The 25,630-nt window shown below is 68.7% G+C and carries 27 protein-coding genes and 3 tRNA genes; 25 read left to right on the top strand and 5 right to left on the bottom strand.

Going from position 1 to position 25,630, the window contains the following annotated elements:
- Positions 1 to 97 precede the first annotated feature (97 nt).
- The 15 genes from phbB (at position 98) to VFG40_RS09305 (ending at position 11,599) form a co-directional block, all read left to right on the top strand.
- Positions 98 to 844 carry an acetoacetyl-CoA reductase gene (gene phbB / locus VFG40_RS09375; RefSeq protein ID WP_324897077.1) on the top strand — a complete coding sequence of 249 codons (747 nt, stop codon included), beginning with the start codon at positions 98 to 100 and terminating at the stop codon, positions 842 to 844.
- An 80-nt stretch (positions 845 to 924) separates the two neighbouring features.
- Positions 925 to 2,298 (top strand): FAD-dependent oxidoreductase, encoded by a 1,374-nt coding sequence (locus VFG40_RS09370; protein WP_324897076.1) that lies wholly within the window; start codon positions 925 to 927, stop codon positions 2,296 to 2,298.
- Positions 2,291 to 2,710, top strand: coding sequence for a DUF3293 domain-containing protein (locus VFG40_RS09365; protein WP_324897075.1), 420 nt, complete (start codon positions 2,291 to 2,293; stop codon positions 2,708 to 2,710). Before VFG40_RS09370 ends, VFG40_RS09365 begins: the two co-directional genes overlap by 8 nt.
- A gap of 100 nt (positions 2,711 to 2,810) precedes the next feature.
- Positions 2,811 to 3,440, top strand: a complete 630-nt coding sequence (gene ccmA, locus VFG40_RS09360; RefSeq protein ID WP_324897074.1) for a cytochrome c biogenesis heme-transporting ATPase CcmA — start codon at positions 2,811 to 2,813, stop codon at positions 3,438 to 3,440.
- A complete protein-coding gene (ccmB, locus tag VFG40_RS09355) occupies positions 3,437 to 4,123 on the top strand; it encodes a heme exporter protein CcmB (RefSeq protein ID WP_324897073.1) in 687 nt (228 codons plus the stop codon). Before ccmA ends, ccmB begins: the two co-directional genes overlap by 4 nt.
- 5 nt (positions 4,124 to 4,128) lie before the next feature.
- Positions 4,129 to 4,887, top strand: coding sequence for a heme ABC transporter permease (locus tag VFG40_RS09350; protein ID WP_324897072.1), 759 nt, complete (start codon positions 4,129 to 4,131; stop codon positions 4,885 to 4,887).
- Entirely contained in the window at positions 4,884 to 5,087 is a 204-nt protein-coding gene (gene ccmD / locus VFG40_RS09345; RefSeq protein WP_324897071.1) for a heme exporter protein CcmD, read from the top strand. The genes VFG40_RS09350 and ccmD overlap by 4 nt, the downstream gene beginning before the upstream one ends.
- A gap of 20 nt (positions 5,088 to 5,107) precedes the next feature.
- A complete protein-coding gene (gene ccmE, locus VFG40_RS09340; protein WP_324897070.1) occupies positions 5,108 to 5,584 on the top strand; it encodes a cytochrome c maturation protein CcmE in 477 nt (158 codons plus the stop codon).
- An 87-nt stretch (positions 5,585 to 5,671) separates the two neighbouring features.
- Positions 5,672 to 7,654, top strand: coding sequence for a heme lyase CcmF/NrfE family subunit (locus VFG40_RS09335; RefSeq protein WP_324897069.1), 1,983 nt, complete (start codon positions 5,672 to 5,674; stop codon positions 7,652 to 7,654).
- Positions 7,651 to 8,193 carry a DsbE family thiol:disulfide interchange protein gene (locus tag VFG40_RS09330; protein WP_324897068.1) on the top strand — a complete coding sequence of 181 codons (543 nt, stop codon included), beginning with the start codon at positions 7,651 to 7,653 and terminating at the stop codon, positions 8,191 to 8,193. The genes VFG40_RS09335 and VFG40_RS09330 overlap by 4 nt, the downstream gene beginning before the upstream one ends.
- The gene (locus tag VFG40_RS09325) at positions 8,190 to 8,633 is read left to right on the top strand and encodes a cytochrome c-type biogenesis protein (RefSeq protein ID WP_324897067.1); all 444 of its coding nucleotides are present in this window, start codon (positions 8,190 to 8,192) and stop codon (positions 8,631 to 8,633) included. The genes VFG40_RS09330 and VFG40_RS09325 overlap by 4 nt, the downstream gene beginning before the upstream one ends.
- Positions 8,630 to 9,700, top strand: a complete 1,071-nt coding sequence (locus VFG40_RS09320; RefSeq protein WP_324897066.1) for a tetratricopeptide repeat protein — start codon at positions 8,630 to 8,632, stop codon at positions 9,698 to 9,700. Before VFG40_RS09325 ends, VFG40_RS09320 begins: the two co-directional genes overlap by 4 nt.
- Positions 9,697 to 10,839, top strand: a complete 1,143-nt coding sequence (gene metX, locus VFG40_RS09315; RefSeq protein WP_324897065.1) for a homoserine O-acetyltransferase MetX — start codon at positions 9,697 to 9,699, stop codon at positions 10,837 to 10,839. Before VFG40_RS09320 ends, metX begins: the two co-directional genes overlap by 4 nt.
- 67 nt (positions 10,840 to 10,906) lie before the next feature.
- On the top strand, positions 10,907 to 11,488 hold the full coding sequence (locus VFG40_RS09310) for a cysteine dioxygenase family protein (RefSeq protein WP_324897064.1): 582 nt from the start codon (positions 10,907 to 10,909) through the stop codon (positions 11,486 to 11,488).
- 25 nt (positions 11,489 to 11,513) lie between these two features.
- A tRNA-Leu gene (locus VFG40_RS09305) sits at positions 11,514 to 11,599 on the top strand.
- A gap of 59 nt (positions 11,600 to 11,658) precedes the next feature.
- Here VFG40_RS09305 and VFG40_RS09300 read toward each other — a convergent pair.
- Both VFG40_RS09300 and VFG40_RS09295 read right to left on the bottom strand, forming a co-directional pair.
- On the bottom strand, positions 11,659 to 11,892 hold the full coding sequence (locus tag VFG40_RS09300; RefSeq protein WP_324897063.1) for a hypothetical protein: 234 nt from the start codon (positions 11,890 to 11,892) through the stop codon (positions 11,659 to 11,661).
- A 186-nt stretch (positions 11,893 to 12,078) separates the two neighbouring features.
- Complete coding sequence (locus tag VFG40_RS09295) at positions 12,079 to 14,019, bottom strand: SUMF1/EgtB/PvdO family nonheme iron enzyme (RefSeq protein WP_324897062.1); 1,941 nt, start codon at positions 14,017 to 14,019, stop codon at positions 12,079 to 12,081.
- 125 nt (positions 14,020 to 14,144) lie between these two features.
- On the opposite strand from VFG40_RS09295, the gene VFG40_RS09290 reads away from it, so the two are divergent.
- Positions 14,145 to 15,263, top strand: coding sequence for a ribonuclease D (locus tag VFG40_RS09290; protein ID WP_324897061.1), 1,119 nt, complete (start codon positions 14,145 to 14,147; stop codon positions 15,261 to 15,263).
- A 99-nt stretch (positions 15,264 to 15,362) separates the two neighbouring features.
- Positions 15,363 to 15,438: transfer RNA gene (locus tag VFG40_RS09285), tRNA-Ala, on the top strand.
- Between the two features lie 41 nt (positions 15,439 to 15,479).
- Here the strand turns inward: VFG40_RS09285 and VFG40_RS09280 are convergent.
- Together VFG40_RS09280 and VFG40_RS09275 are read right to left on the bottom strand one after the other, a co-directional pair.
- Positions 15,480 to 16,436: an alpha/beta hydrolase gene (locus tag VFG40_RS09280; RefSeq protein ID WP_324897060.1), complete on the bottom strand. Its 957-nt coding sequence runs from the start codon at positions 16,434 to 16,436 to the stop codon at positions 15,480 to 15,482.
- A gap of 457 nt (positions 16,437 to 16,893) precedes the next feature.
- Positions 16,894 to 17,529, bottom strand: a complete 636-nt coding sequence (locus VFG40_RS09275) for a hypothetical protein (protein WP_324897059.1) — start codon at positions 17,527 to 17,529, stop codon at positions 16,894 to 16,896.
- A 202-nt stretch (positions 17,530 to 17,731) separates the two neighbouring features.
- Here VFG40_RS09275 and ompR point away from each other — a divergent pair, with 202 nt between their 5' ends.
- Positions 17,732 to 18,451 (top strand): osmolarity response regulator transcription factor OmpR, encoded by a 720-nt coding sequence (gene ompR, locus VFG40_RS09270; RefSeq protein ID WP_324897058.1) that lies wholly within the window; start codon positions 17,732 to 17,734, stop codon positions 18,449 to 18,451.
- Entirely contained in the window at positions 18,448 to 19,749 is a 1,302-nt protein-coding gene (locus VFG40_RS09265) for an ATP-binding protein (RefSeq protein WP_324897057.1), read from the top strand. Before ompR ends, VFG40_RS09265 begins: the two co-directional genes overlap by 4 nt.
- 102 nt (positions 19,750 to 19,851) lie before the next feature.
- Here the strand turns inward: VFG40_RS09265 and VFG40_RS09260 are convergent.
- Positions 19,852 to 19,928: transfer RNA gene (locus tag VFG40_RS09260), tRNA-Arg, on the bottom strand.
- 132 nt (positions 19,929 to 20,060) lie between these two features.
- Between VFG40_RS09260 and amaB the strand changes: the two genes are divergently transcribed.
- The 6 genes from amaB (at position 20,061) to murB (ending at position 25,614) form a co-directional block, all read left to right on the top strand.
- The gene (amaB, locus tag VFG40_RS09255) at positions 20,061 to 21,596 is read left to right on the top strand and encodes an L-piperidine-6-carboxylate dehydrogenase (RefSeq protein ID WP_324897056.1); all 1,536 of its coding nucleotides are present in this window, start codon (positions 20,061 to 20,063) and stop codon (positions 21,594 to 21,596) included.
- A gap of 95 nt (positions 21,597 to 21,691) precedes the next feature.
- Positions 21,692 to 21,973, top strand: a complete 282-nt coding sequence (locus VFG40_RS09250) for a DUF4190 domain-containing protein (protein ID WP_324897055.1) — start codon at positions 21,692 to 21,694, stop codon at positions 21,971 to 21,973.
- Between the two features lie 20 nt (positions 21,974 to 21,993).
- Complete coding sequence (locus VFG40_RS09245; RefSeq protein ID WP_324897054.1) at positions 21,994 to 22,749, top strand: SDR family NAD(P)-dependent oxidoreductase; 756 nt, start codon at positions 21,994 to 21,996, stop codon at positions 22,747 to 22,749.
- 2 nt (positions 22,750 to 22,751) lie between these two features.
- Positions 22,752 to 23,519 carry a class I SAM-dependent methyltransferase gene (locus tag VFG40_RS09240; RefSeq protein WP_324897053.1) on the top strand — a complete coding sequence of 256 codons (768 nt, stop codon included), beginning with the start codon at positions 22,752 to 22,754 and terminating at the stop codon, positions 23,517 to 23,519.
- A 3-nt stretch (positions 23,520 to 23,522) separates the two neighbouring features.
- A complete protein-coding gene (locus VFG40_RS09235; RefSeq protein ID WP_324897052.1) occupies positions 23,523 to 24,560 on the top strand; it encodes a quinone-dependent dihydroorotate dehydrogenase in 1,038 nt (345 codons plus the stop codon).
- Between the two features lie 28 nt (positions 24,561 to 24,588).
- Positions 24,589 to 25,614: a UDP-N-acetylmuramate dehydrogenase gene (gene murB, locus VFG40_RS09230; RefSeq protein ID WP_324897098.1), complete on the top strand. Its 1,026-nt coding sequence runs from the start codon at positions 24,589 to 24,591 to the stop codon at positions 25,612 to 25,614.
- Positions 25,615 to 25,630: the final 16 nt, after the last annotated feature.

Here is a 25,630-nt window from a genome sequence, read left to right as displayed (position 1 = left end):
ATCGCCGGGGCGCGCGCACGCCGTCCCGACCGCCCTCTCCCGGGCTGACCGCTGCAGCACAGCACGTGCTGCCGTGCGGCATTGAGGACCAGCAAGCATGAGCAAGCGACTGGCCGTCGTCACTGGCGGCATCGGTGGTCTCGGCACAGAGATATGCCGTCACCTGGCACGCGACGGGCGCCGCGTGATCGCCGTGGATCTGGCTGCCCGCGAGGACCGCGTCGAGGCGTTCCTGTCCGACATGGCCAGCTTCGACGGAGCCGTCTCGTTCGCCCCCGTGGACGTGAGCGATTTCGACAGCTGCCGCACCCTGGTCGACCGGGTACAGGCGAGCCACGGCGACATCGACATCCTCGTCAACGCCGCCGGCATCACCCGCGACGCCAGCCTGCGCAAGATGTCGCCGGAACAGTGGCACCAGCTGATGCGCGTGAACCTCGACGGCATGTTCAACACCTGCCGCCAGGTGGTCGAAGGGATGACCCAGCGGGGCTTCGGTCGCATCGTCAATCTCAGCTCGGTGAACGGGCAGACCGGCCAGTTCGGGCAGACCAATTATTCGGCCGCCAAGGCCGGGGTGCACGGTTTCACAATGGCGCTGGCGCGCGAAACCGCGCGCAAGGGAGTCACCGTGAACACCGTGTCGCCCGGCTATTGCGACACACCGATGGTCGCGGCGGTCGCGCCGGAGGTCCGTGCGCAGATCGTGGCCGATATCCCGGTGGGGCGGCTCGGCTCGCCGGCGGATATCGCGCGGGCGGTGGGTTTCCTCGCTGCCGATGATGCCGGCTACATCACCGGTGCCAACTTGCCGGTCAACGGCGGGTATTTCATGAGTTTCTGAGTCGCTCGGCGGCGGATCCAGGCCGCCGCCCACGTACCTCGTCGGCCTCTCCCCTTCGCCCGATCGCGCCGGACCCGCCCTTGCCCTCTTCCACCATCACACTTGCCGGCGGCGGCCTGGTCGGCGCCTTGCTCGCGCATCTGCTTGCGCAGCGGGGCTTCGTCGTCGACGTGTTCGAGAAGCGTCCGGATCCGCGCCGGGCGGGCTACGAAGCCGGCCGCTCGATCAACCTGGCGCTGGCCGAGCGCGGCCTGCACGCGCTTCGCACGGCAGGGCTGGCCGAACGGGTGCTGGCGCACGCGGTGATGATGCGCGGTCGCATGGTGCACGTGGGCTCCGCTCCACCGGTGCTGCAGCGCTACGGGATGGATGACAGCGAAGTGATCTGGTCGGTATCACGGGGCGTGCTCAACATGCTGACGCTGGATGCAGCCGAGACGGCCGGGGTGCGTTTCCATTTCGGCCACGCGCTGGGTGACGTCGACTTCGCTGCACAGCGCATGCGCGTCACCGACGGCAGCGGAGAGCAACGCGATCACGCCTTCTCGGTACTGATCGGGGCCGACGGTGCGGGGTCCGCCGTGCGCGCTGCAATGAATCGGCACCGCCCGCTGGGGGAACGGGTCGAGGCGCTCGGACACGCCTACAAGGAACTGGAGATCGCGCCGGCCAGCGGCGAGCCGGGCGCCTTTGCGCTGGAGCCGCACGCCCTGCACATCTGGCCGCGGGGCGGTTACATGTGCATCGCCCTGCCCAATCCGGAGGGCAGCTTCACGGTAACGCTGTTCCTGCCCGGGGTCGGTCCGTTCCCGAGCTTCGCGACGGTGCCCGACGCGCCGAGCGCACGGCAGTTGTTCCAGACGCAGTTCGCCGACCTCCTGCCGCTGATGCCCCGTTTCGACGAGGACTTCGCCGCGCATCCCGCGCCCAACCTCTACACGCTCTACCTCGACCGGTGGCACCTGGACGATCGCGCGGTGCTGCTGGGCGACGCTGCGCACGCCATCGTGCCATTCCATGGTCAGGGCATGAACTGCGGCCTGGAAGACGCGGTCGAACTCGCCGACCTGCTCGCCGAGCATCCGGCTGACCCGGGCACGGCTTTCGCCAGCTTCCAGCAGCGGCGCAAGCCCAACGCCGACGCCATCGCAGCGATGGCGCTGGAGAACTACATTGAGATGCGCGACTCGGTCGCCGATCCACGCTACCTCGCCCGACGCGCCCTGGGCGCCAGGCTGGCCGACGCCGCGCCCACGCAGTTCATGACCCGCTATCGCATGGTCACCTTCACCCGCCTGCCTTACGCCTATGCGCTGGAACGTGCACGCGCGCAGGATGCCGTGCTCGACCAGCTGATCGAGCGCGCCGGCACCGCCGGTGAGGTCTCGACGGAAAGCGCCGTTGCCGCGCTCACGACCGCACTGCCACCGCTGGTGAACGTCGTTCGTGGATGAGACGCTGGAGGAAAGCTATCGCCAGACCGACTACCACGTTCGGCTGAGCACGGGCGGCAGCGCCGTCATCCACGTCGACACGCCGCTTCCGGCATCTCTGCAGACACGCGTGGGGACCCATCCCTGGGGCGTGATCACCGGCTGGAACCCGATGTCCCTTCGTGCTCCACGCGCGTTCAACCGGGCCGCGCAACGGGCGCTGCTGGCGGATCTGCGCGCCGAACCGGCATTGCTGTGGCTGCGACCGGCGATCGGCGTCGGCCGCGGCGACTGGAAGGAGCCGAGCCTGTTCGTGGCCGGGCTCGATGCGCGCACGCTGGACCGGCTCGGCCGACGCTATCGGCAGCTGGCGTACCTGGTCGGCGTCGGGTCCGGCCGCTCGCAGCTGCGCTGGGTGCGTTACCCCAGGTGATCCGGCCGACGCCGATAGCCGCGCGGCTGGCCCGGCGCACGGTTTCGGCGACAGCGCGCCACATGGACAAGCCGGGCAGGCATTGCGGACAATTGACCGGATGACCGCCGCCGCCCTCCCCCTGCTGGAAGCTCGCGCACTGAGCTTCCACCGCCAGGACGAACCCGTGTTCGGCCCGCTGCAGTTCCGGTTGCGCGCGGGCGAGCTGGCTCTCGTGGAAGGTGACAACGGCAGCGGCAAGACCACCCTGATGCGCGTGCTTGCCGGCCTGCTGCATGTGGACGAGGGCGAGCTGCTGTGGTGCGGCAAGCCCCTCGATCGTGATGCCTGCCAGGGCGAGATCGTCTTCATGGGTCACCAGTTGGGGCTCAAGGGCGACCTTACCGCCCGCGAGAACCTGCGCGTGGCGATCGGCCTGCACGGCTGCGTGGGCGGGCTGGCTCCCGACCTCACCTTGCAGGCGGTGGGACTGGCCGGGTTCGAGGACGAGCCGGTGCGCCAGCTTTCCGCAGGGCAGAAAAAACGGGTGGCGCTGGCGCGGCTGGTGCTGCTGCCGGCGCGCCTCTGGCTGCTCGACGAGCCCTACGCCAACCTGGATCGCCATGGCATTGCCCTGGTCAACGAGTTGCTGGGGCGGCATCTGGACGCCGGCGGTGCAGCCCTGGTGACCAGCCACGGCGCGGTCGGCTTCCACGGCGGCGAACCGCAGCGCATCCGGATGCACGCATGAGCCGCGCTCCCCTGTCGCGCGCCTGCGCCGCCGTGTTGCGGCGAGACCTCACGCTGGCCTGGCGTCGCCGTGGCGATATCGCCATGCCGGTGCTCTATGCGCTGATCGTGACCACGCTTTTCCCGTTCGCGCTGGGTCCGGACAACGCCCTGCTGCAGCGAATCGCCGGCGGCGCGGTGCTGGTGACAGTACTGCTGGCCATGCTGCTTGCGCTGGACGGCATGTTCCGCAGCGACATCGAGGACGGTTCGCTGGAGCAACTGGTGCTGGCGCCGCAGCCGCTGGCGCTGATGCTGGGCATGAAGATCCTCGCCCATTGGCTCACCACCGCATTGCCGCTGATCGTGATCGCGCCGGTATTGGCGAGCATGCTGCAGCTGCCTGCGGCCATCATGCCGGTGATGCTGCTCGCCCTGGTTCTGTCCACGCCCATGCTCAGTCTGCTCGGCGCCGTGCTGGTGGCGCTGACGGCCGGCACGCGACGCTCTGGTATGCTGCTCGCCCTGATGTTGCTGCCGCTTTGCGTGCCCGTGGTCATCTTTGCCGCCGGTGCGATTTCCGCGGCTCAACAGGGCCTGCCCTGGGTCGCCCCGATCGCCTGGCTGGGCGCCGCACTGGCGCTGACCCTGGTGCTCGCACCGCTGGCCTGCGCTGTCGCCCTCCGTATTGCCTTGGACGCGTAACGTCTATGTCCAGCTGGATTCCGCTCTGGTTGCACCGGCTCGGCTCGCCGCCGACCTTCTACCGATTCGCCGGGGCACTGCGCCCATGGATGCTGGCGCTTGCGCTGCTGCTGGGCGCGATTGCGCTGTACGGCGGCCTGGTGCTGGCACCGCCGGATTACCAGCAGGGTGACGACTACCGCATCATTTTCGTGCACGTTCCCAGTGCGTGGATGGCGCTGTTCATCTACGCCGTGATGGCAGTGGCCTCGTTTATCGCGCTGGTGTGGCGGATCAAGCTGGCCGAGGTGGTGGCGATGGAGTCCGCTCCGATCGGTGCGGCGTTCACCCTGATCACCCTGGTCACCGGCTCGCTCTGGGGCATCCGGATGTGGGGCACCTGGTGGACCTGGGACGCGCGCCTTACCTCTGAACTGGTGCTGCTGTTCCTGTATCTGGGCGTGCTGGGGCTGTACCACGCGTTCGAGGACCGCCGGCAAGGTGCCCGCGCCGCCGCGTTCCTGGCGCTGATCGGCATCATCAACGTGCCGATCGTGCATTTTTCGGTGAACTGGTGGAACACCCTGCATCAGGGCTCCACCGTGCGTCTGCTGGGGCCCTCGAGCATGAGCGATGCCATGATCTGGCCGCTGCTGACCATGATGGTTGCCACCAAGTGCTATTACCTCGCCAGCCTGTTCGCCCGCGCGCGCACCGACCTGCTGGCGTTGGAGAGCGGCAAGGAATGGGTTCGCCAGATCGCCATCACTGAGGGCCGCGCATGAGCGATTTCTTCGCCATGGGTGGCTATGCCGCCTACGTGTGGCCGTCGTATGCAGTGTTCCTGCTGGTGCTGCTGGCCGATGCCATCGCCCCGACCATGCGCCGGCGCCGGCTGCTGCGCGAGCTGCGCGCGCGGATCGCGCGACAGGCCGCGCGGCACAACCGCGACGGCGCCAGCCCGACGGCGCCCGAGCGCCCCTGATCATTCGTCCGAGCAGTCCCATGAACCCCACCCGCAAACGTCGGCTCATCATCGTTGTCCTGGTCCTGGCCGCCGCCGCCGTGGCCTCCGGCCTGACCGTGTTCGCGCTGCAGCAGAACATGAACTATCTGCTCACCCCGAGTCAGGTGCAGTCCGGCGAAGCCAGCGGCTACAAAACCTTTCGCCTGGGCGGCATGGTCAAGCAGGGCTCGATCCAGAAAGCAGGCGACTCGCTGAAGGTGACCTTCACGGTGATCGACGCGAACGGCGCGATGCCGGTCGAATACACCGGCATCCTGCCGGACCTGTTTCGCGACAACCAGTCGGTGATCGCCACCGGGCACATGGACAATGCGCACTTTGTCGCTACCGAAGTACTGGCCAAGCACGACGAGACCTACATGCCCCAGGAACTCAAGGACGCGATGGCCAAGGCGCATGAGGGCAAGAAAGTGGCCGGTGGCGACGATGCCATGAAAGGCACGGACAGCCGTTGAGCGGTTCGTCATGCTGCCAGCTGCACGCGCACTACCGCTCCCGTCGCACCCCCGCCGCATCGCGCGGCCCGCACCCGGTATTTCGTCATGACCCCTGAACTCGGCCAGCTCGCCCTCGTCCTCGCCCTGCTGCTGGCCCTGGCTCAGAGCATCGTTCCGCTGCTGGGCGCGTGGCGCGGCAACCGCGCCATGGTCGCCGTGGCGCGTCCGGCCGCGGCGGGCCAGGCCGCGTTCGTGCTGGTGGCGTTCGCATTGCTGGTCTGGGCCTTCCTGCGCTTCGACTTTTCCGTCGCCTACGTGGCGGACAACTCCAACCTCGCCCTGCCGTGGTACTACCGCATTGCGGCGGTGTGGGGCGCGCACGAAGGCTCGATGCTGTTGTGGGTATTCATCCTCAACGTGTGGACGCTGGCAGTGGCGGCACTGAGCCGCAACCTGCCGGAGGTGTTCGTGGCGCGCGTGCTGGCGGTGCTCGGGCTGATCGCGGTGGGGTTTCTGGCCTTCATCCTGTTCACCTCCAACCCGTTCGCGCGACTGCTGCCGATGCCGCTGGACGGCGGCGACCTCAACCCGGTACTGCAGGACCCGGGCATGACCTTCCACCCGCCCGTGATCTACATGGGCTACGTCGGTTTTTCGGTGGCGTTCGCGTTCTCCATCGCGGCACTGCTGGGCGGCGAGCTGGAGCAGGCCTGGGTGCGCTGGGCACGCTCGTGGACCAACGTGGCGTGGGCTTTCCTCACCGCCGGGATCGTCGCCGGCAGCTGGTGGGCTTACGCAGAGCTGGGCTGGGGCGGCTGGTGGTTCTGGGATCCGGTCGAAAACGCCAGCTTCATGCCCTGGCTGGTGGGCACGGCGCTGATCCACGCGCAGGCGGTGACGGAGAAACGCGGCTCGCTGCGCGCCTGGACCATCCTGCTGTCGATCTTTGCGTTCTCGCTGTCCCTGCTGGGCACGTTCCTGGTTCGCTCGGGCGTGCTGACCTCGGTCCACGCGTTCGCCTCGGACCCGCGCCGCGGGCTTTTCATCCTGTGCTTCCTGCTGGTAGTGGTGGGCGGCTCGTTGCTGCTGTACGCGCTGCGGGCGCCGAAGGTGGCCGGCGGCAAGGCGTTTGCGCCGGTGTCGCGCGAGTCCGCCATCCTCGTGGGCAACCTGATGTTCACCGTCGCCGCAGCGATGGTGCTGCTCGGCACGCTGTTTCCGTTGATCGGCGATGCTTTCAATCTCGGACGCATCTCGGTGGGCCCGCCGTACTTCGGCTTCCTGTTCACGCTGCTGATGGTGCCGGTGGTGCTGCTGCTGCCGTTCGGCCCGTTCCTGCGCTGGGGCCGCGGCGAGGGTGGCGTGCTGCGCGCTATCGCGCTGCGCGCAGGCATCGGCGCCGTGGCCTGCGCGCTGGTGGCGGCCGTGTTCGTGCATGGACAGCTCAAGGCGATTGCCGGCGTAGCGGCTGCCGTGTGGTGCGCGGTGGGCACCCTGCTGTACGTCTACAAGCGCTTCCGCGAGATGCCGCGGGGACGTCGCTATCCGGCGGAGATGGGCGGCATGCTGCTGGCGCACTTCGGCCTGGGCGTGTTCCTGGTGGGCGTGCTGCTGTCCGAATCGCTCAGCGTGACCCGTGACGTTCGCATGGCGCCCGGCGACGTGCAGACGGTGGGCGCGTATGCGTTCCGCTTCGATGGTGTGAAGCAGACCAGCGGCCCGAACTGGCGCGGCAGCCAGGGCACCGTGAGCGTAATCCGCAACGGCGAGACGCTCGCCGTGATGCACCCGCAGAAGCGCACCTACACCCGCGAGCAGGTGCAGACCGAGTCGGCGATTGATCCGGGTTTCACCCGCGACCTCTACGTGGCGCTCGGCGATCCGATGGATGCCAGCAATCCGGCTGGCGCATGGGCCATGAGGCTTTACTACAAGCCGTTCATCCGCTGGCTCTGGGCCGGCGGGCTCTTCATGATGCTGGGTGGCTTCCTGGCCGCGGCCGATCGCCGCTTCCGCGTGCGCCGCAAGAGCGAGTCGTCCGAGGCTGCCGCGCTGCCGCTGGCAACGGCCCGCGAGTCCCGCGCATGAGCCGGCTGCTGCCTTTCGTCGCTTTCCTTGCGCTGTGTGGCCTGTTCGGGTTCGGCATCTGGTGGAACAGTCATCACGACCAGACCGCCATCCCTTCGCCGCTGATCGACAAGCCCGCACCTGCGTTCGCATTGCCCGAGCTCGACGCACCCGAACGCACCGTCACCAAGGCCAGCCTGCTGGGCAAACCCTACCTGTTGAATGTGTTCGCCAGCTGGTGCATCGAGTGCGGCGTGGAGCACCCGCTGCTGCAGGCGGAGGCCCCCACGCTCGGCGTTACCCTGGTCGGCTACAACTACAAGGACCAGCCGGCGGACGCAAAGGCGTGGCTGGCCCGCCACGGCAATCCCTACGAGGTGCTGATGGCCGACCTGAGCGGCAAGACCGCGATCGATTTCGGCGTCTATGCCGCGCCCGAGAGCTTCCTGATCGATGCGCAGGGCGTCATTCGCTACAAGCACATCGGGCCGTTCACGCCCGAGGTGATCGAGAAGGAACTCAAGCCGGCGATCGCGGCGCTTTCGGAGAAATCGTCATGAAGCCGCTGTTGCTGGTGTTCGCCCTGCTGCTGGCGGCCTTTTCGGCGGCGCTGCCGGCGCAGGCGATCGAGCCACTGCCCTTCAAGGACCATGCGCAGGAGCTGCGCTTTCAACAGCTCACCGCCGAACTGCGTTGCCCGATGTGCCAGAACGAAACGCTCGCCGACTCCAACGCACCGATCGCGCGGGATCTGCGCCACCAGGTGTTCGATCTCATGCAGCAGGGCAAGAGCGACGCGCAGATCAAGCAGTACCTGGTGGACCGCTACTCCGACTACGTGTTGTACGACCCGCCGGTAAACCCGGCGACCTGGCTGTTGTGGTTCGGTCCGTTGCTGATCCTGGCGGCGGGCACCGTGGTGGTGGTGCTGACCATCCGCAAGCGCAGCCGCGCCGGCACACCCACCACCGGCACGATCGACCACGGGGACGACTGGTGAAGATTGCTTTCTATATTGCGGCCGCCGCGATGATCGCTGCGGCCCTCGCGCTGCTGCTGTGGCCGCTGATGCGGCACGGTCGGCAGGCACGGGAGCGTTCGCTGGGCGTGTTTGCGCTGGCGCTGGCGATCGCCTTCGTGCTGCCGCTGGCGGCGGCGGGGCTGTATCTGATGGTCGGCACGCCGCGCGCACTGGACGGCGTGGCAAGGCAGGCACCGCCGATTGACGTGAACCAGGCGCTGGCCGAACTGCGTGCCCACCTGCGCCAGGCGCCGGACGACGCCCAAGGCTGGTTGCTGCTGGCGCAGACCAGCGCGTCGCTGGGCCAGAGCGACGCCGCCCGCGACGCCTACGATCAGCTGCTGCGGCTCATGCCGGACAACACGGTGGCGATGGTTGGCTGGGCCGAGGCCGACTCGATGAGTCGCGCGGATCACCGCATCGAGGGCCGCTCGCGCAGCTTGCTGCAACGGGCGGTAGCACTGGAGCCGGACAACCAGCGCGGGTTGTGGTTGCTCGGCATCAGCGAGTTCCAGCTGGGTCGATTCGAGCAGGCCGCGGCGACCTGGCGCCGGCTGCAGCCGTTGCTGGAGCCTGGCTCGAACGTAGCCAAGGCGGTCGCCGAACAGATTGCCGCCGCCGATGCACGCGTGGGCGGCACCCGCGCTCCCGCGTCGCCCGCCTCCGCCGCTACACCCGTCACAGCGGCGGCAGCGGCGGGGCCTTCGCTGGAGGTCAAGGTCAGCCTTGCGCCCTCGCTGCGCGACCAGGTGCGCATGGGGGACGTCGTGTTCGTCTACGCCCGCGCGGAGCACGGCGCACCGATGCCGCTGGCCGTGGCGCGGCTGGATGCAGACCGGCTGCCGACCACGGTCACGCTGACCGACGCGATGGCCATGGCCCCGCAGCTGAATCTGTCCTCGGCCCAGCGCGTATTCGTCGGTGCGCGGCTCAGCCACAGCGGCCAGGCGGTGGCCAAGCCGGGTGATCTGGAAGGCGATGCCGGGGTAGTGGCGGTGCAGCATCACGAGCCGCTGGACATCGTGATCGACCGGGCCCTCCCATGAGCGACGCCCGCCGATACGCCGCCCTGCCCTCGCCATTCCCGATGAAGCGCGGCGGCGAGCTCCACGGCGCCCGCGTCGCCTACGAAACCTGGGGCACGCTCGCCCCCGGGCGGGACAACGCGGTATTGATCCTCACCGGCCTGTCGCCCAGCGCGCATGTCGCCGCCAGCCCCGAAGATCCGTCACCGGGCTGGTGGGAAGCCATGGTGGGGCCCGGCAAGGCGATCGACACCGACCGCTGGTTCGTGATCTGCGTGAATTCGCTGGGCAGCGACAAGGGCTCCACCTGCCCCGCGTCGATCGATCCGGCCACCGGAATGCCGTACCGCCTGCGCTTCCCGGAGCTGTCTCTGGAAGACGTCGCCCATGCCGCGCACGTCGTGGTCGACCAACTGGGCATTGCCAGGCTGGCCTGCCTGATCGGATGCTCGATGGGCGGCATGAGCGCGCTGGCCTACATGCTGCTGCATCCCGGCAGCGTGCGTGCGCATATCAGCGTGGACACCGCGCCACAGGCCCAGCCCTTCGCCATCGCGATCCGTTCGCTTCAGCGCGAGGCGATCCGGCTGGATCCGAACTGGAACGGCGGCAACTACGACATCCACGGCGTCCCCGCGGCCGACGGCAGTGCGCCCGGCGCGCCCGGCCGCTACCCCGACATGGGCATGAGCATCGCGCGCAAGCTCGGCGTCATCACTTACCGCTCGGCCATGGAGTGGAACGGCCGCTTCGCCCGGATCCGGCTCGATCCGGAGCAACGCGAGGAGCAGCCATTCGGCGTGGAGTTCCAGGTCGAGTCCTATCTGCAGGGACACGCCGAGCGCTTCGTCCGCACGTTTGATCCGAACTGCTATCTGTATCTCTCGCGCGCCAGCGACTGGTTCGACATCGCCGAGTACGGGGCCGGCAGCGTGTCGGCCGGGCTCAAGCGCATCCACATCGAGCGCGCGATGGTGATCGGGGTGAGCACCGACATCCTGTTCCCGCTGGAGCAGCAGGAGCAGATCGCCGACGGCCTGCGCCAGGCAGGAGCCGAAGTGCAATTCGTGGCACTGGATTCGCCCCAGGGACACGACGCGTTCCTGGTCGATATCGACAACTACAGCCGCGCGATCGGTGGATTTCTGGGCGCGCTGTGATCTCCCGCCGTTCGCCGGCGCGGCGCGCTGATAAGATGGTGCGGTCCCACGCCGTACCGAGAACGCCATGCTTGCCCAGGAATTCCCCGGCTGTCGCCAGTTGATCGACGCCATCGATCACGCTGTGATCCAGCCCACCACGGCCGCGATCACCGACTCGCTGCGCAACAGCCTGTGCCGGCTGATCCGCAGCCAGCAGGTGCAGCTGCCCGAGTGCGTGTTCGAGCCGGCGCAGGGACGCTATGCGCGGCGGGAGCTCTACCGCAGCGAGGAGCTCGGCTACTGCGTCGTGGCGATGACCTGGGGCCCGGGCCAGGGCACGCCGATCCACGACCACTGCGGCATGTGGTGCGTCGAAGGCGTCTGGAATGGTGCGCTGGAGGTGGTGCAGTACGAGCGCCTCGCCGATGTAAACGGCCAGTACCGGTTCCAGCCCGTCGGTTCGATCCAGGCCGGCCCCGGTTCCGCCGGCAGCCTGATCCCGCCACACGAGTACCACGCCATCCGCAACCCGAGCGATGACGCCATCGCGGTCAGCCTGCACATCTACTCCGGCCGCATGACCCAGTGCGCCACCTTCCAGCCGGCTGAGGGCGCGCAGTGCTATGAGCGCCAGGATCGCCAGCTGGGGCTCGACCCCCTGCATTGAACCCGGCATAATCGCCGCCTGTTCAGCCGGTGTGGCGGAATGGTAGACGCGGCGGACTCAAAATCCGCTGGCAGCGATGTCGTGTAGGTTCGAGTCCTATCACCGGTACCAGTCAAGAAAAAACCCCGCCTCGCGCGGGGTTTTTTTGTCGCCAGATCGCCCGGAGGAGCTCAGCCGATCGGCGGCACGTCGTCGGCGTCATGCCAGCTGCCGTCGCACTCCTGTACCTGCACCGGTGGATGGCTCAGTCCCCATGCGCGACCAAGCTTGGAGCGCATCGCCATCGCCGCCCGCACCGCCTCGGCGCGACTGCCGAAGGTACCCACCCTGCCCACGTCGTGCCGCACGATCCACGGCATGTCGTCGGCATAGGGAACAAACAGCTGAACCGGATGGGGATCCATGGCACCTTCCTCGACAACGCGTGACGGACCAGATGGCCGGGTCACCCCGCGACGCGGCGCGCCCGTTGCGACCTGAAGCAAGTCGTGAAGCAGTTGCCTGGCACGCCCCCTCGGCAAGGCCGTTCCAACAATACCGCGATTTGTCAAGCGCTCAAGAGGCGGCGCGAGCGAATAGTCGGCCGTCAGTCAGAGTTCCCGCGCCACCCGGAACCCCACGCGGGCACTACGCACCTGTCCCTCCACGCCTTGCCGATAAGCGGACCGATCCTGGTCCGGGGCACTGCCCCAGGAGCCGCCCCTCACTACGTGAGCACTGCAGCCGGGATTGATCCACGCACTTCCGTCGCGTGGCGCACGCAGGTAGCTGTCATGCCAGCAATCGGCGACCCACTCCGAGACATTGCCGTTGATGTCATACAGTCCGAAAGGATTCGGCTTGAAGCTCATCACGGGCGCGGGACCCCAGTAGCCGTCGCGATAGGTGCGGAAGGCGTTGCTCCAGCGGCGCCCGTTGCGCGACCGGTCCAGGCCGCCGGTGAGGTTCTCAACCCGCTGCTCGGGGCTGCCATCCCCCCACCAGTACCGGGTGCGCGTTCCGGCGCGCAGCGCGTATTCGAATTCGGCCTCGCTGGGCAGCCGATACGCCTTGCCGGTGCGCTTGGCCAGCCATTCCACATAGGCCCGGGCGTCGTTCCAGGACACATTCACCACCGGCAGCGCGTCGGCGGCGCTGTGTCCGGCGTAGTCGTCCTCCCAGCTTGCGCGGGGATCCTCGCGCAACACGCCGCTGCGCTCGTCGTAGATGCTCGATCCGCCCAGCGCCAGCGACTGCGGCCGGTATCCGCTGCTGCGAACGAATTCGCGGAACTGGCCCACCGTGATTTCGGTACGTCCCAGTGCGATGCCCCGCGACAACGTCACCGGATGCTGCGGCGACTCGGTGTCGGCGCGGTCCGGCTCGTTGTCCGCTGCGCCCATGCTGAAGCTGCCCGTCGGTATCACCACCATCGCCGGCGCCTTGCCCGGCATGTCGACGAAATTGTCCGCAAAGGTCTGGCCGGGCCGGTAGTTGGCGTAGAGGCGGGCGTTCACCAGTCGCTCCTGGAAATCCTCCAGTCCCGGCAGGTCGGGGCGGATCGCCCGGGCCTCGCCGGCCAGCTTCTCGGCCAGCGCGAGATTGCCGGAGTCCAGCGCGGAGCGCGCCTGTGCCAGCAGTCCGTTCGTGCGCTGGTCGCGCATTCCCTCCACCCGTGCGCGCACGTCGCGCAGCGGCAACGAGTCGGCCTGGATCGCCTGCGCCTCGGCCAGCGCCTGGTCGGCACCGGCAAAGTCATTCTGCGCCACCGCCGCCAGCGCACGATCGAGCACGGCGCGCTGCACCTGCAGCAGCCCCTGCTGGGCCACCGCATTCTGCGGATCAAGCGTCAGCACCTGCCGGTAGACCGCCAGCGCGTTGTCATCCGCCGGACGGTCGGCCTTGCCCTGCTCCAGCAGCGCGGCCGCACGCGCCAGCATCGGTCGCACCTTGACCAGGGTGGCGAGGCTATCGGCGAGGGTTTCGACATCCTCGTCGGCGCCCGGAAGTTCGCGCAGCGAATCGAGCAGATCGCCGGCCGCCTCGGCATCGCCTACCGCGATGTCCTGGCCAACGGCCGCCACCAGACGGGCCCGCGCCTCGTACAGGCCCTCGAGCGCGCGACGGCTGTCCGGCTTGAGCTTCAGCGCCTGCTGGTAGAGCGCCGCCGCGCTGTCGCTGGCGCCCGCCACCTGCCCGGCATGCAGCGCCTTGTCGGCGCGTGCCAGAAGCGCCTGCACCTCGGGCGGATCCTCGCCCTTCTGCGCCGGGATGTCCGGGTTGCGGTGCGCCGTGCGCGCCGCGATCACCTCCGCCGGCGCCAGCGTCAGCGGCGGTCCGGCATCAATCTCTCCCGGCGACACCAGCGCACGCTCGCGCACCGGCGTGGGCGAGGCAGCGCCCAGCGACATCGAGCGCCGCGGCGCGACGTCTTCCGGGTTGACGTGGAAAACCCGCGGGAAGAAGTGGTACGTCAGCGCGAACGCCAGCACGAGCACGCCGATCGCACCGCCAAGGGTGCGCTGTCGGGCGACGTTGGTGCTGCTGGCCATCTTGGGGCGTCCTCGTGGGGGCTGCTATCGTGCCATGCCCTCTGCGGGCAATCGACCTCTGCCGGCGCCGCGCTGCCGTTCGTGCCGGCCGCTCCGCCTGCCTTCTCTGTTCAAGGATCCGCTGCATGCCGCTTCCCGCCCTGCCCTGCGACGCCGAATGGATCGACCAGCGCGATGCGCTGGAGCGCTGGCTGGCCGCGCTGCCGCCGGGCGCGATTGTCGGCATGGACACCGAGTTCATGCGCCGCAACACCTTCTATCCGCAACTCGCCCTGCTGCAACTTGGCTGGGAAGGGCGCCATGCGCTGGTCGATCCGCTCGCTTTCGAAATCGGCGACGCGCTGCGACCGGCGCTGCAGACGGGCGATGCGGTGGTGGTGATGCACAGCGCCGGCGAAGATCTGGAAACACTTGCGCCGATGCTGCCGGGCGGTCCGCGCGTGCTGTTCGACACGCAGATCGCGGCCGCCTACGCCGGCATGGGGCTGGGCATCAGCTACCGCGCGCTGGTGGCGGAGCTGTGCGCGGTGGAGCTTGACAAGGGCGAAACCCGCTCGGACTGGTTGCAGCGCCCGCTCACCGATTCGCAACGGCTCTACGCCACGCTCGACGTGGTGTACATGAAGTCGATCCACGCGCAGCTGAGCGAACAGCTGCGCCAGCGCGACCGCACCACCTGGCACGCGGAGGATTGCGAGCGGCTGAAGCATCGGGCCGGCCAGCGCGAGGGCGAACCGCAGCCGCAGCGAGGCATGCGTGGCGCTGCCGAGTGGCCGCGCGCGCAGCAGGCGCGTCTGCGCCGCATCCTGCTGTGGCGCGACCGCGCCGCCAGGACGCTCGACCGGCCGCGGCCGTGGCTGCTCGAAGATGCCCTGGTGATGAGCCTGGCCCAGCATCCGCCAGCCAACCCGGCCGAACTGGATCAGCGCACGCGCGGCCAGCGCGCGCTGCGTGCGCCACAGCGCACGGAGCTGTTCGATCTGCTCCAGCCACCGGTGGACGACGCTGAGCTGGACGCCACCGCAGCGATTCCCGCCCATCCCCAGGGCGAAGCGAAAAAAGCCCTGGCGGCGATGAAGGATTGCGTGGACGCCCTGGCAGGCGAACTGGACCTGCCCAGCGGGCTGGTTTGCCCGCGCAAGGTACTGGAGGAATACGTGGTCACGGCCGAGTGGCCGGAGTTCCTCCAGGGCTGGCGCCATGGCGTGCTGCACGAGCGCCTGGCAGCACTGCTGCCGGGATGATCGCCCCTTCGACCGAGCGCGAACGTCGGCAAGCGCGTACCGTCGTGGCGGGGGGTCTTGGCGCGCCCCGGAGCCGCTGCTACCATGCGCCGCTCATGTGGGGCCATAGCTCAGCTGGGAGAGCGCGTCGTTCGCAATGACGAGGTCGGGAGTTCGATCCTCCCTGGCTCCACCACGAATTCAGGGCCGGAACGGCAACGTTCCGGCCCTTTTTTTTCACCAGATCGAGCGCAGGAAGGCATCGACCGCAGCGGTGTAGGCGGAGGGCTGGCCGAGCGTCTTGTTGATCTCCTCGTGCGACAGATCCTCTTCCCGCACCAGGCTGCGGCCACCCAGCGACTGCAATTTGTCGGCAAAGGCGTGCGCTTGCGGGCAGGAGTCGCGGCGGCGGCTCGAGCACACTGCCATGACCGGCACCGCCGCCGCCGAGAGATGCTGGTACGGCGATGCCGCGAACCAGTCGGCGGGATTGGCACCGAAGGCCTGGTCGTAGAGCGGCAGATGCGGCCCGCGCATGGTCCGAACCACGTCAAGGCAGGCGCTGTCCAGCGAGACGGTGCCACGCCAGTCACGCGCCCCCTGTTCGTGCGCCAGGGACGGCCTAGCCGTCAGCAGAGTCACCAGATGCGCACCGGCTGAATGCCCCATCAGGGCAAACCGGTCCGGATCCCCGCCCCACTCCCTCGCGCGCCGCTGTGCCATGCCCAGGGCGCGCGCCAGATCACGGGCCTGCTCCAGCGGCGGGGTGTCCGGCAACATGCGGTAGTTCACCGAGATAACGATTGCTCCGCGCGGCACCCAGTAGGCGACCTTGTTCGCCACCACGCCAGGGGCAGCCTTGTCGCCGATGCGCCAGGCGCCGCCATGGACCAGCAGGATTACCGGTGCATCGTGCGCCCGCTCCGGCGCATAGACATCGAATTGTTGCCGCGGGTCGTTGCCGTAGCGCACGTCGCGCACCACCCGCGTGCCCGCGGGCAGCGGTGCCTCCGTGACTAATGCCGTGGGCCGCTCGCGCCGGCGTTCGGTCCAGCTGCCGTGCGACTGGGCCGCGACGTGCCCGGCCAGCAGCAACAGGCACGCACCAATCCACAAGGTGTTGATATGTCGATTCATCCCAATCTCTCCAAGGCAATTTTTCAAAGCGCCGCGGACGCTGCTGGAGGCGCCCACGTGCATGCTCGATCGGCGCCGCGACCTGGACAAACGACGCACCGGGTCGCAGGCCTCAGCCGCGTGGGTCATCCTGGAACGCCAGCCACGCCAGTGCAGACGGCCCGGCCACCCGTATCGGTCGTGCCATCTGGGCGATCCCTCTGCTCGGCGACCACCTGCATCCGCGCGGCGGGCTGACGCACCTCGACCTTTTCCATCGCCACCGTGGTCGTTGTCAGCGAGCACAACCAGGCATTCCCCGGCCGGTGGCGCTGCCGGACCACGCTAGGGCCGGCAGGACTGCGTGGGCGATCACTGCACCCCTGTAGTGTTGGCTCGGGCGCTGCTTTCCCGGCCTCAAACCGGCCACTATGCGTGCTGGCAACGGGAGCCTGTCAATGGCCCCCACGCGCGGTGAAGCAAAAGACACGTCAAGCGCTGAAAACCGGACTCTCATCGTGCCGGCGATGGTGACTCACCGGCGACGGACGCGGTCGCCGCAGCCGACAGAGTTACCGTCCGCGTCCGCGCAGCTGCCGGTGTAGGTGACACCCTCGCCGCGGGTGTAAGTGGTCTGGCCGCTGTAACTGGCGCCTGCCGCGGTGGTGATCGAGGTGTTGTGCTGGGTGATGCCGTCGGCGGTGCTGGTGCTGGCCTGGTAACTGCCGCGCGCGCCATTGGCGCTTGTCTGCGCGCTGCCACTGACGTTGCCGCCGGCGCTGCGCGCATAGGACCCGCTGCGGCTCACCGTGCCGCCGGCCGCCGTGCTGCCCGCGCCATCGTGCCAGCGGTTGGCGGAGCCATCGGCATTGAGGGTGTAGCCGTTTGTCCCGCGGTAGGTACCGCCGCCGGCACCCTGCGCCGAGCGGACGGCCCTGTGTGTCACGCTGCCATCGGCCCCGGTGGCGGTGTGACCGCCGCGCCAGGCCGAGCCGCGACTGCCGACTGCGGCCGCTGCACGCACGTGGGTCAGGCCACCCTGGTGGTTGGCGAACGTGCCGCTCAGATGGGCCCGCCCGGAGCGCTGCGCCGAAACCGGCACGGCAACGACAAACGCAGTCGCGGCGACGACAGCGAGGGAGGCGAGACGGAACTGGGTCGAGATGCTCATGGTGCACTCCTGCGTATGACGAGAGGGGTGCCGCGCGCCAGGACGCCGGCCAGCCGACTGTCATGCCGTGACGGGTCGCCAGGCATGTCCGATTGCGCCGGCTTGTGAGCGGATGTTGCCGCGTCGGCAATCCGAAACAATTGCTTGCAAACAGCCGCCAGCGCGGCTTGTAGCTACGCTGCAGGCACGGGATAGTCGCGCCATGGACTCGCCCCACATCCTCGTTGTCGACGACGACCTGCGCCTGCGCGACCTGCTGGAGCGCTACCTCGCCCAGCAGGGATTTACTGTGCGCGGCGCCGGCCACGCCGCGGGCCTGCGCCGGGAACTGGCGACCCACCACGTCGACCTGGTGGTGCTCGACCTGATGCTCCCGGACGCCGACGGCCTGGAATTATGCCGAAGCCTGCGAGCCGAAGGCGTGCAGACACCGATCATCATGCTCACCGCCAAGGGCGACGACGTCGACCGGATCGTCGGGCTGGAAATCGGCGCGGACGACTACCTCGGCAAGCCCTGCAACCCGCGCGAACTGGTGGCACGCATTCGCGCCGTGCTGCGGCGGCAGCCAAAGGCGGTCATTGGCGCACCGCAGGTGGAGCAAGCCAGCGTGCGCTTCGGCCGCTTCTGTTTCGATCCCGCCACGCGGCAACTGCTCGATGAGGAGGTGCCGGTGAAGCTCACCAGCGGGGAGTTCGCGGTGCTGGCCGCGCTGGTGGCCCATCCATTCCAGACGCTCAGCCGCGAACGTCTGATCGCGCTGGCCCGGGGCCGCGAGCACGAGGCATTCGACCGCAGCATCGACGTGATGGTGTCGCGCCTGCGCCGCTGTCTGGAAGACGATCCGCGCCAGCCACGCTGGCTGCAGACCGTATGGGGCGAGGGCTACGTCTTCGTGCCGCAGGGAGGCGGCGAGGCATGAGACGCGGACCGACCACCTTCAGCCTGGTGCTGGCCTTGCTGGTGGCCTCGCTGGTGCTGGCACTGACACTTGGCGGCGCGCTGTCGACCCGGGCCGGCCTGCATGCGCTGGGCGATTCCTTCGGCCGCCTCGTCGTTGCCACGGCCAGCTCGACGGAGGCACTGGCCGGACGCGACGACGCCGACGCACGCGCCGCGCTGCAAGAGCTGCGGCGCACCGGCGTGCGCCTCTCCACCGAAGCGCCACCGGCCACGCGGCGCGCCCCGGTTCCGGTGCTGCAGGACGTGGGCCGCGCCGCCGGCGAATTGCTCGGCGATCCGACGCGGGTGGTCGTGGTGCAGCAGGCGCAGGCGCAGATCTGGGTGCGCAGCTCGCGCCGCCCGGATCAGTGGATCGTGATGCAGGGGGTAGGTTTGCGCCGCCAGCTGATCCGCTCGACGCTGGCACTGATGCTGTTCGCCGGACTGGTGGTGCTGGCTGTCGCGGCCATCGCGGCACACATGCTGACCCGCCCGCTCGAGCGACTGGCCGCGCACGCGCCCGCGTTGCTGGGCGGCCAGTCGCTGCGCGAGCAGTTGCGCGGCAGTCCGCGCGAGGTCCGTGACCTCGCCAAGGCGCTGGGCGATGCCGGCGAGGAATTGCGCCAGAGTGCCCGCGAGCGGGAGCTGATGCTGGCGGGCATCTCGCATGACCTGCGCACCCCGCTGGCGCGATTGCGACTGGCACTGGAGCTGGGCGATGCCGGCGATGCGAGCCGCCGAGATGCGATGGTTACCGACCTGGACGAGCTCGACCAAGCCCTCGCCCAATGCCTGGCGTTCGTACGAGACGGCAGCGACGAAGCCGTACTCGACGTCAACCTTCCCACCGTGATCGGCCAGTTGCTGGCACTGCGCAGCGTGCCCGAAACATGGCGTTACGACGGGCCCGGCCACGCCGTGCTGCGGGGGCGGCCCACCCAGCTGCGTCGAGCACTGGGCAACCTGATGGACAACGCCGAGCGCTACGGCAGCGCGCCTTTCGCCGTGCGGGTACATGCGCAAGGCCATGCCGTCCGCATCGAGATCGAGGATCACGGCCCCGGCGTGCCGGAAGCGCTGCTTGCCCGCCTTGGCCAGCCGTTCCTGCGCGGCCATCCGTCGCGCGGCGGCGCCGCCGGCACCGGGTTGGGCCTGGGCATCGCGCGGCGCGCGGCCGAACTCAGCGGCGGACGGCTGCAACTGGCCAACCGCCAGGGCGGTGGCTTCGTCGCCACGCTGCTGCTACCGGTTGCCGATGGCGAGGTGCCACGCGCCTGAAACGCTACGGCGACGTCATCCGGCATCCTGCCGATGGTCGAAGCGCCGGCGCCGGCTCACAGCGAAGAGCCGGCGCATGGCCGGGTTCTTGCCTTGACGAAATGGTGCCCTCGAGACGATTCGAACGTCCGACCTGCCCCTTAGGAGGGGGCCGCTCTATCCAACTGAGCTACGAGGGCAGCGGCGGGATTTTCGCATGGATGGGCGCGATCGCGCGACGGGCCGGGCTCGGCCGCATGGGAGCGCCCTGCTAGAATGAGGGTTTTAACCGCGGCGCCTGTCGGCGTTGCGCAGGTTCCCAAGGAGTCAGCATGTCCCACGAAATCCTCAAGGCACTCGGCCTTTCCGCAGAGTTGTCCGGCACGTATCTCGGTCAGGGCGAGTGGTCCAAGACCACCGACGCAGGCACCCTGCAGCCGGTGAACCCGGCTACCGGCGAGGTGATTGCCAGCGTGCATGCCTCCAGCGCGGCGGACTACGAGGTCATCGTCAAGCGCGCCCAGGAAGCCTTCAAGATCTGGCGCACCACGCCCGCCCCGTTGCGCGGCGAAGCCGTACGCCTGTGCGGCGAAGCGCTGCGCAAGCACAAGGACGCACTGGGTTCGCTGGTCTCGCTGGAGATGGGCAAGATCAAGCCCGAGGGCGACGGCGAAGTGCAGGAGATGATCGACATCGCCGACTTCGCGGTCGGCCAGAGCCGCATGCTGCACGGCTACACCATGCATTCGGAGCGCCCCGGCCACCGCATGTACGAGCAGTACCAGCCGCTCGGCATCGTCGGCATCATCAGCGCGTTCAACTTCCCGGTTGCGGTGTGGGCGTGGAACGCCATGCTGGCCGCCGCCTGCGGCGACATCTGCATCTGGAAGCCGTCGCCGAAGACCCCGCTGACCGCCATCGCCACGATGAAGATCTGCAATGAGGCGCTGAAGGACGGCGGCTACCCCGACCTGTTCTTCCTGTTCAACGATGCCGGCAGCGACCTGGCCCAGGCCTTTGTCGACGACAAGCGCGTGCACCTGATCAGCTTCACCGGCTCGACCAAGGTCGGCCGCATGGTCGGCGAGCGCGTGGCCCAGCGCATGGGTCGCTCGCTGCTGGAGCTGGGTGGCAACAACGCGATCATCCTGGACGAGTCGGCCGACCTGAAGCTGGCGATTCCCGGCATCGTGTTCGGCTCGGTCGGCACCGCTGGCCAGCGCTGCACCTCCACCCGCCGCCTGTTCGTGCACGAGTCGATCTACGACAACGTGCTCGACACGCTGGTCAAGGCGTACAAGCAGGTCGAGGGCAAGATCGGCGATCCGAACGTGTCGACCACGCTGATGGGTCCGCTCAACAGCCAGGAGGCCGTGAGCGCCTACCTTGCTGCGATCGAGAAGGCCAAGGCCGCCGGCGGCACCGTGGCGACCGGCGGCGCCGCGCTGACCGACCGCAAGGGCAACTTCGTGCTGCCGACGATCATCACCGGACTGAAGAACTCCGACGAGGTGATCCAGACCGAGACCTTCGCGCCGATCCTGTACGTGATGAAGTTCAGCACGCTCGATGAGGCGATCGAGATGCAGAACGCCGTGCCGCAGGGTCTGTCCTCGGCAATCTTCACGCAGAACCTGAAGGCTGCGGAGAAGTTCCTCTCCTCGGCCGGCTCGGACTGCGGCATCGCCAACGTCAACATCGGCACCTCCGGTGCGGAGATCGGCGGCGCGTTTGGCGGTGAGAAGGAAACCGGCGGTGGTCGCGAGTCCGGCTCGGATGCGTGGAAGGTCTACATGCGCCGCCAGACCAACACCATCAACTACTCCGATTCGCTGCCGCTGGCACAGGGCATCAAGTTCGACCTGTAAGCGCAACTGAAGGGGTACGCGGGCGCCGTGCTCGCGTACCCTTGGTGGCACCGCCACCCTTCCCGTCCGTATTTCCGGGGGTTTTCGAGATGAGCATGACGTCCGCCCCTCGCAGCACTTGCACCCTCGCCGTGGTCAGCCTGTGTTTCGGCATTGCCGCCTGGACCGTGTTTCCCTTCTTCGGCGCCATCGTCGCCGTCATCTGCGGCCACCTCGCGCGACGCGAGATCCGCCAGACGCTTTCCGAGCCGCTCGACGGCGACGGTTTCGCCGTGGCCGGCCTGGTGCTCGGCTACGCGCAGCTGGTGGTGGCCGTGGTCGGCATGGTGGCCTTCTGGGCGGTGTTGCTGGGCCTGATCCGGCTCGCCTGGACATGATCGACCCCGACGCATCGGAGATGCCTTTCCGCCTTGACGGCTACCGCGTGGTGGTCGCCGGCGGCAGCCGCGGCATCGGTCGCAGCATGGCGCTCGCATTCGCGCGCGCCGGCGCGGCGGTGTCGGTCTGCGCACGCGGCGAAGCCGCACTGGCCGACGTGGCGCAGGCGATCCGCGCACAAGGCGTGGTGACCCACGCGCAGCGCTGCGACCTCGCCGAAGGCTCCGCCATCGACGAGTACATCGCCGCGGCCGCCCGCGCACTCGGCGGCATCGACGTGCTGGTGAACAACGCCACCGGCTATGGCTTCGCCGACGACGACGACGGCTGGGCAGCGAACTTCCAGGTCGACCTGATGGCCGCCGTGCGTGCCTCGCGGGTGGCGCTGCCGCACCTCAAGCGCAGCGACCGCGGCAGCATCCTGCATACCAGCTCCATTGCCGCGCTGCGCCCGCGCGCCAGCGGCGCGCCGTATGCCGCGATCAAGGCGGCGCTGACGCATTACACGCACTCGCAGGCACTGGCGCTGGCGCCCGAGCGGATCCGCGTCAACGCCATTGCGCCCGGATCGATCGCGTTTCCCGACGGCCTGTGGGAACGGCGCAAGCAGGACGAGCCGGCGCTCTATGCCGCGACCCTGGCGAAGATCCCGTTCGGTCGTTTCGGTACGCCCGACGAGGTGGCGCACGCGGCGCTGTTCCTCGCCTCGCCCTGGGCCGGCTGGATCACCGGGCAGACGCTGGTGGTGGACGGCGGGCAGATGCTCAACGGCTGACCATGAACGAGCTGCACGCCACCGACCGTTTCAGTGACCGCGTCGCCGACTACGTTCGCTATCGCCCGGATTACCCGGCTGCGCTGCTCGACTGGCTGAAGAACGAGCACGGCGTGGATGGTTCGTGGGACGTCGCCGACGTCGGCGCGGGCACCGGAATTTCGGCAAAGCTCTTCCTCGACGCCGGCCACCGCGTCGTTGCCGTGGAGCCCAATGCGCCGATGCGCGCGGCCGCCGAGCAGTGGCTTGGCTCGAACCCGGCCTTCCATGCACGGGATGGCCGCGCCGATGCCACCGGCCTGGCCGGGGCCAGTATCGATCTGATCGTGGTGGCACAGGCCTTTCACTGGTTCGCCGAGGTGGCGACGCGGCGCGAGTTCGCCCGCATCCTGCGCCCTGGGGGGCTGGCTGTGATCGTCTGGAATACGCGGCGCCTCGACGGCACGCCGTTCCTCGAAGGCTATGAGGCGCTGCTGCAGCACTACGGCACCGACTACACCCGCGTGGCCGAACGCTATGCCGACGAGCCGCGCATGCGCGCCTGGTTCGGCGCAGGCTTCCGCGGCGCGGCCCGTTTCGATCACGGCCAGCGGCTGGACTTCGACGCGCTGAAGGGCCGCCTGATGTCCTCCTCTTACGCGCCGGCACCCGGCCATCCGCAGCACGCACCGATGCTCGCCGCCCTGCGCGAACTGTTCGAGGCCACCGCGGTGAACCGCCGCATCGACTTCACCTACGACACCCGCGCCTACGTGGGCCACCTGAGCTGACGCATGTATTCCACTCTCCGCTCCCTGTTGTTTGCGCTCGATCCGGAAACCGCCCACGGCGTTTCGTTGTATGCGCTGGACGTGGCTCACCGCAGCGACCTGCTGCGCTTTGTCGCCAGGCCGCCAGCGGAGTTGCCGGTGGAGGCCTTCGGCATGCGCTTCCCCAACCCCGTCGGCCTGGCCGCCGGGCTGGACAAGAACGCTGATCACCTCGATGCGCTCGGCGCGCTGGGCTTCGGCTTCGTCGAGGTGGGTACCACCACGCCGCGACCGCAGCCGGGCAACGACAAGCCGCGCATGTTCCGCCTGAAGGAGCACGAGGCGATCATCAACCGGCTCGGTTTCAACAACGCCGGCGTCGATGCGCTGGTACGCAACGCGGAGAAATCCGCCTACCGCGGCGTGCTCGGCATCAACATCGGCAAGAACAAGGACACGCCGAACGAGAAGGCGGTCGATGACTACCTCTTTTGCCTGGAGCGCGTGTACGCGCGCGCCAGCTACGTCACGGTGAACATCTCCTCGCCCAACACCCAGGGCCTGCGAGACCTGCAGGAAGAGGAAACCCTGCGCCGCTTCATCGGCACCCTGCGCGAGGCGCAGGAGCGACTGGCAGCGCAGCACAGCGCACGCAAGCCGATGCTGCTGAAGATCGCTCCCGACCTCACCGAAATCGAGCTGGACGCCATCGCTGAAGTGCTGCTGGCCAGCCAGGTGGATGGCGTGATCTGCACCAACACCACCGTCGACCACAATGCGGTGGCCAGCGATCAGCAATCGCAGGAAACCGGCGGCCTGTCCGGCCGCCCACTGATGGCGCGCGCCACCGCCGTGCAGCGCGGCATGGCCGAACGGCTCAAGGGCAAGGTCGGCATCATCGGCGTGGGCGGCATCCTGGAAGGCGACGACGCGGTGACCAAGCTCGATGCCGGCGCCTCGCTGGTGCAGATCTATTCCGGGCTGATTTATCGCGGCCCGGCGCTGATCGCCGAATGCGTCGAGGAAATCCGCCGCCAGCGCGGAGCGCACAATGGCCTCTGATTACACCCTGCCCGCCCAGCGCATCGACATGGGCGGCTACGCACTGATCGAGAACGCGCCGCTGGCCCATCGCAACACGCTGCGCGTGGCCGCCAAGGCACACCTGCTGGCGGAGATCCGCGATGCCAGCAAGCTGCCCGAACTGCTCGCCTTCCCTGCCGTCAAAAGCGGCCCGGTGCTGGTGCTGGGCGAAGGCAGCAACGTGCTGTTCGCCAGCGACTACCCCGGCACCGTGCTGGCGATGGCCACGCAGGGCGTGCAGGTGGAAGCGGACGGCGACACCACCCGCGTGGCCGTGGCCGCGGGCGAGCGCTGGGACGATTTCGTGCGCTGGACGCTGGGCCAGGGGCTGGCCGGGCTGGAAAACCTGATCCTGATTCCGGGCACCGTCGGCGCTTCGCCGATCCAGAACATTGGCGCCTACGGCACCGAGGTGGCGGAGTTCATCGAGAGTGTCGAAGCGTGGGACACCCGCGAGCAACGCGTGGTCACGCTGGACCATGCCGCCTGCGCATTCGGCTACCGCGACTCGTTATTCAAGCGCGAGGCCGGCCGCTACATCGTCACCGCGGTGCGCTTCGCCCTGCCGCGCACCCGCGAGCTGCGGCTGGACTACGCCGGCATCCGCGAAGAGCTCGAGCGCATGGGCGTGGCCAAGCCGGCGCCGTTCCACGTCGCCGAGGCCGTGGTGCACCTGCGCTCGCGCAAGCTGCCGGACCCGGCGGTGATCGGCAACGCCGGCAGCTTTTTCAAGAATCCCCTGGTCGACGCGGCCGTGGGCGAGGCCTTGAAGCGCGAACATGCCGGGCTGGTGGCCTGGCCCGGAAAGGATGGCCGCTGGAAGCTCTCTGCCGCCTGGCTGATCGAGGCCGCGGGCCTCAAGGGCCACCGCGAAGGCGACGCCGGCACCTCGCATCGCCATGCGCTGGTGCTGGTCAACCACGGCCACGCTACCGGCCCCGAGCTGTGGGCGCTGGCGCAGCAGGTGATTGTGCGTGTGCGCGACACGTTCGGGGTAACGCTGGAACCGGAGCCGGTCATCGTCGGCGGCTGATCAACCCGGCAGAAAC

This window comes from Dyella sp., from assembly GCF_035685805.1.
GTDB lineage: Bacteria > Pseudomonadota > Gammaproteobacteria > Xanthomonadales > Rhodanobacteraceae > Dyella_A.
The sequence above is the reverse complement of the archived record's forward strand: the minus strand, read 5'-3'. Positions and strand labels throughout refer to the sequence as shown.

Coding starts and splice junctions, on each gene's coding strand:
- phbB (WP_324897077.1), top strand. CDS start 98: ATGAGCAAGCGACTGGCCGTCGTCACTGGCGGCATCGGTGGTCTCGGC.
- ccmA (WP_324897074.1), top strand. CDS start 2,811: ATGACCGCCGCCGCCCTCCCCCTGCTGGAAGCTCGCGCACTGAGCTTC.
- ccmB (WP_324897073.1), top strand. CDS start 3,437: ATGAGCCGCGCTCCCCTGTCGCGCGCCTGCGCCGCCGTGTTGCGGCGA.
- VFG40_RS09350 (WP_324897072.1), top strand. CDS start 4,129: ATGTCCAGCTGGATTCCGCTCTGGTTGCACCGGCTCGGCTCGCCGCCG.
- ccmD (WP_324897071.1), top strand. CDS start 4,884: ATGAGCGATTTCTTCGCCATGGGTGGCTATGCCGCCTACGTGTGGCCG.
- ccmE (WP_324897070.1), top strand. CDS start 5,108: ATGAACCCCACCCGCAAACGTCGGCTCATCATCGTTGTCCTGGTCCTG.
- VFG40_RS09335 (WP_324897069.1), top strand. CDS start 5,672: ATGACCCCTGAACTCGGCCAGCTCGCCCTCGTCCTCGCCCTGCTGCTG.
- VFG40_RS09330 (WP_324897068.1), top strand. CDS start 7,651: ATGAGCCGGCTGCTGCCTTTCGTCGCTTTCCTTGCGCTGTGTGGCCTG.
- VFG40_RS09325 (WP_324897067.1), top strand. CDS start 8,190: ATGAAGCCGCTGTTGCTGGTGTTCGCCCTGCTGCTGGCGGCCTTTTCG.
- metX (WP_324897065.1), top strand. CDS start 9,697: ATGAGCGACGCCCGCCGATACGCCGCCCTGCCCTCGCCATTCCCGATG.
- VFG40_RS09310 (WP_324897064.1), top strand. CDS start 10,907: ATGCTTGCCCAGGAATTCCCCGGCTGTCGCCAGTTGATCGACGCCATC.
- VFG40_RS09300 (WP_324897063.1), bottom strand. CDS start 11,892: ATGGATCCCCATCCGGTTCAGCTGTTTGTTCCCTATGCCGACGACATG.
- VFG40_RS09295 (WP_324897062.1), bottom strand. CDS start 14,019: ATGGCCAGCAGCACCAACGTCGCCCGACAGCGCACCCTTGGCGGTGCG.
- VFG40_RS09290 (WP_324897061.1), top strand. CDS start 14,145: ATGCCGCTTCCCGCCCTGCCCTGCGACGCCGAATGGATCGACCAGCGC.
- VFG40_RS09275 (WP_324897059.1), bottom strand. CDS start 17,529: ATGAGCATCTCGACCCAGTTCCGTCTCGCCTCCCTCGCTGTCGTCGCC.
- ompR (WP_324897058.1), top strand. CDS start 17,732: ATGGACTCGCCCCACATCCTCGTTGTCGACGACGACCTGCGCCTGCGC.
- VFG40_RS09265 (WP_324897057.1), top strand. CDS start 18,448: ATGAGACGCGGACCGACCACCTTCAGCCTGGTGCTGGCCTTGCTGGTG.
- amaB (WP_324897056.1), top strand. CDS start 20,061: ATGTCCCACGAAATCCTCAAGGCACTCGGCCTTTCCGCAGAGTTGTCC.
- VFG40_RS09250 (WP_324897055.1), top strand. CDS start 21,692: ATGACGTCCGCCCCTCGCAGCACTTGCACCCTCGCCGTGGTCAGCCTG.
- VFG40_RS09245 (WP_324897054.1), top strand. CDS start 21,994: ATGCCTTTCCGCCTTGACGGCTACCGCGTGGTGGTCGCCGGCGGCAGC.
- VFG40_RS09240 (WP_324897053.1), top strand. CDS start 22,752: ATGAACGAGCTGCACGCCACCGACCGTTTCAGTGACCGCGTCGCCGAC.
- VFG40_RS09235 (WP_324897052.1), top strand. CDS start 23,523: ATGTATTCCACTCTCCGCTCCCTGTTGTTTGCGCTCGATCCGGAAACC.
- murB (WP_324897098.1), top strand. CDS start 24,589: ATGGGCGGCTACGCACTGATCGAGAACGCGCCGCTGGCCCATCGCAAC.